General features: G+C 42.8%; 4 protein-coding genes. 3 read left to right on the forward strand and 1 reads right to left on the reverse strand.

All coding sequences use genetic code 11. The features are described from left to right. A partial coding sequence (locus tag IQ224_RS22490) for a collagen-like protein (RefSeq protein ID WP_194033511.1) occupies positions 1-953 on the forward strand: 953 nt, incomplete at its 5' end. Positions 954-1,140: 187 nt separating this feature from the next. Here the strand turns inward: IQ224_RS22490 and IQ224_RS22495 are convergent. After that, positions 1,141-2,652 carry an ABC transporter permease subunit gene (locus IQ224_RS22495; protein ID WP_002741420.1) on the reverse strand — a complete coding sequence of 504 codons (1,512 nt, stop codon included), beginning with the start codon at positions 2,650-2,652 and terminating at the stop codon, positions 1,141-1,143. Positions 2,653-2,850: 198 nt separating this feature from the next. On the opposite strand from IQ224_RS22495, the gene IQ224_RS22500 reads away from it, so the two are divergent. Next, positions 2,851-3,606, forward strand: coding sequence for an amino acid ABC transporter ATP-binding protein (locus IQ224_RS22500; protein ID WP_002741419.1), 756 nt, complete (start codon positions 2,851-2,853; stop codon positions 3,604-3,606). Positions 3,607-3,608: 2 nt separating this feature from the next. Then, the coding region (locus tag IQ224_RS24435) for a hypothetical protein (RefSeq protein ID WP_228036361.1) at positions 3,609-3,814 on the forward strand (206 nt) is incomplete at its 3' end.

Consider the following 3,814-nt stretch of genomic DNA (forward strand, 5'->3'; position numbering starts at 1 on the left):
GAGGCCAGGGGGGCAAGGGTTGTCGCTGTTCCCAACCTTTTTGGACAATTCAAACCTGCAGCGGTAGGCCGGGGGATGCCAACTATAGCTGTACCACCAGAGAATTTAGCTGTCAGGATGGTCTCGATGGGGCGACGGGTAATAGTGGTCGTAACGGTCGCGAGGGACGTTTAGGACAGTTAACTTTAATTCAAATCGATCGCCCTTTAACTGCCGATCAACCGAGCGCAACTGTTCCCCTTTCGGAGTTAAAAGAACGGGGTTATATTCTATCTAAAAATAGTTGGGAAACTCGCACTGGGGCAATGTCTTTATTTTCCCCCGGTTCCCTGATCGATGATCAATATCGGATTTTATTAGATCGATCGGAACGTTCTTTTATTTTAATTTGGAATGCGCCCCAAGAGTTTAATCGGTTTGCTAATCAGCGTTTTACTTTAACCCTCGATGATCAAAAGGAAATGAAGGTAACTGTCCCCAGTGAACTCTGGATTGAGGGAACCACTCAAAAACGCAATAATGTTACGGAATTTGTCGTTTATAATGCTGTTTTTGAACGAGATGTCACCCAATTAGAAGCAAAAGGTATTACAGGAAATGGTACTGATTTAAGGCTTTTTCTCGAAGATAAAGCTTCCCAATCGAATTTAATCGGCACTAAATTTAAGGTGCGTTATCGTGTTACTCGTTGGCAAGCAGACGACCTGCAAACCAGTCCCAGAACCGATTTTGTCACTCGCTATGAAGGAGATATGCCTGCTAATTTAATCCGACAGGAGGGCAATCAATTTATTCTGGATATCGGTCAATTACCCTTACCTGTGGAATCTTTGCGATCGGGTACGGGGGTAGAAATCGAGTTACTTGCTACTCGTTCTTTTGCCGGTTATTCCAAAGAACAAAAAATCGTCATCCGCGACACGATTAAAGGGGCAAATATGCCACGGAGATAAGTCAAAAAAGTTCCCTTCTCCTTTCTCCGGTGCAATGTTAAGTAGGTAGGCGTTAAAAATTATCAACTTACCTCGTCTATATTTCACATTTATTCAGCAAACCCTATCTAACTACCTCTTGCCTCTTGCCTATCCTAACCAAGAAATTAATTTTGCCCTATTACTTATCAGTTCCCATCTGTTGCGTCTAAGCTTTCTGTTCCTGTTTAGATTTATGTAGGGGATCCATATAAATCTCTAAGCGCTTAAATACCAGAGAGGAAAGGGTAGTTAAAACCAAATAAACTAAAGCAACAGCGATATAAATCTCGAAAGCTTTATAGGTAGTGGCTACCATTAATTGACCTTGCCGGAATAACTCTTCAAAACCGATTACTGCCGCTAAACTGGTATCTTTAATTAGGGTGATAAATTCATTCCCCAAGGGTGGCAACATCCGGCGAAAAGCTTGGGGAAAAATCACCTCGTGCATGGTTTGCACTGGGGACATCCCTAAACTAGAACAAGCTTCCCATTGACCATTATCGATCGATTGAATACCGCCGCGCATAATTTCAGCTAAATAGGCCGCTACATTTAAACTTAGGGCAAATAGGGCCGCCGGTAAACGATCTAAGTCGATATTTAAGCCAATTTCTCGGAACAACCCGGGCAAACCAAAATAGATCAAGAATAATTGCACCAGCATCGGTGTTCCCCGAAAGAAATCCACATAGATGCGGCAAATTATTTTTAACCATTTGTAGGGAGAAATCAGGGCAATAGCCACTAAAGTTCCACCGATTAACCCGAAAAGAAAAGACAGAACCGTTAACAGAATTGTCCAGGGAACCCCTTTCACAATCAGGTTATAGAATAATTCTCCCCAGTTAAACCTCGATTCCTGTAAATTCTTTAAAGCTGGGGCAACTAAGGGTAATTCTGGCGGTTTTTCTCCAAACCATTGCCTAAAAATAACATCGTACTGACCACTTTCTATAACTCTACCGAGAGCATCATTAATTAACTGGAGATAGGGGGAATTTTTGGGTAAAGCAATCCCGTAGAATTCCTCCGTTAATAATTCTCCGACTACTTTTACTCTCCTTAAACCCGCTTGTTTAATTGCATACAAAGTCACGGGTTTATCGTTAACTACCGCCTCAACTCGACCATTAATTAATTCCTGCAAAGCTAAAGCCGCCGAGTCAAATTGACTAACCACTGCTCCAGGTATTTTTGTCGCTTCTAAGGCTCCCGTAGTGCCAATTTGGACGGCAATTCTTTTGCCTTTTAAGTCTTCAAAATTTCTAATCGTCTGATTATCTTCCCGAACAGCGATCGCTAAACCAGCCCTAAAATAAGGTCGAGAAAAAGAAATCGCTTGAGCGCGTTCGGCGGTGATTGTCATGCCACTAATAGCGGCTTCCACTGTTCTCGCTTGTAGAGCCGGAATAATGCCATCAAAGGGTAAATTTCTAAAGTCAATGTTGAGATCAGCTTCCTTGCCAATTGCTCGCATTAAATCGATATCAAACCCAGTTAATTGTCCCCCTTGTTGGAATTCAAAGGGTGGAAAAGTTGCTTCTGTGGCGACTCGAAAAGGATTAGGAGGAGTCTGGGAAAAAGCGGGAATAACAGTTAATCCAATCGCCAAAACTAATCCTAACAAGGCAAAGATGACTCTCTGCACCGCCCGCCCTCGCCAAAATTTAATCATTTTTTAATTGTTTCTCCTTGATTTTTTTACTCAATTAAGTTAAGGATTTTGTCCTACTCCTCACCTAAGACAGATGTAGAGAGACTATTTGAGTATTATGATTATTCCTCTTGATAAAATGTCGTCAAGGATACAATCTAGCAGAAACTAATCTGGATACTTTTATACAGAATGTAAAATTTTTTACGAGAGGACATCATGACCACTACCACCCCTGTGATTGTTAGTGAAGGTTTACGCAAAAGTTACGGCTCTTTAGAGGTACTTAAAGGAGTTACAGGCACTCTTTATCAAGGGGATGTGGTATCGGTAATCGGTCCCTCTGGCTGCGGCAAAAGTACCTTTTTACGCTGTCTCAATCGTTTGGAAACAATTAACGGCGGCCGCTTGGAGGTGATGGGAATTGACATCTCTTCCCCGAAGTTAAATCAATCGGTCCTCCGCAACTTACGCAGCCGGGTAAGTATGGTGTTTCAACACTTTAATCTTTTTCCCCATCTCACCGTTTTACAAAACTTGATGTTGGCCCCCAAGCAAGTGTTACACCACTCGGAAAATGAGGCTAAGGATACGGCAATTCATTATCTGGAAAAGGTGGGATTAGCACCAAAAGCCGATGTTTATCCCGACCAATTATCGGGAGGCCAAAAACAACGGGTGGCGATCGCTCGCAGTCTCTGCATGAAACCAGAGGTGATTTTATTTGATGAACCCACTTCGGCCCTAGATCCGGAATTGGTCGGGGAAGTGTTAAACGTCATGCGTCAATTGGCCGATGACGGTATGACTATGGTAGTCGTCACCCACGAAATGCAGTTCGCTAAGGAAGTCTCTAACAAGGTTTTGTTCTTTAATCAAGGTGTGATCGAAGAAGCAGGCGATCCCGACACCTTTTTTAATAATCCCCACAGCGAGCGCCTACAAGCTTTTTTAAGTCGCATCAATAGTAATTAGGGTTGGCTGAATTCAGGAGGCAAAAGGCAAAAGGCAAAAGGCAAAAGGCAAAAGGCAAAAGGCAAAAGGCAAAAGGCAAAAGGCAGCTTTATACCATTTTTCTTTATTTGCGTCACAACGAATGCAAGCTTGGCAAGCATTCGAGCGTGGATGTCTGTCATGGATTTAGAAATTTGGTATTATTCTCCCCACACCCCACACCCCACAC

This window comes from Microcystis sp. LEGE 00066 (assembly GCF_015207925.1).
In the GTDB taxonomy this organism is placed as follows: Bacteria; Cyanobacteriota; Cyanobacteriia; order Cyanobacteriales; family Microcystaceae; genus Microcystis; species Microcystis ichthyoblabe_A.

Excerpts from the sequence above, each read along its gene's own strand:
- IQ224_RS22500 (WP_002741419.1), top strand. The coding sequence starts at position 2,851 with ATGACCACTACCACCCCTGTGATTGTTAGTGAAGGTTTACGCAAAAGT.
- IQ224_RS22495 (WP_002741420.1), bottom strand. The coding sequence starts at position 2,652 with ATGATTAAATTTTGGCGAGGGCGGGCGGTGCAGAGAGTCATCTTTGCC.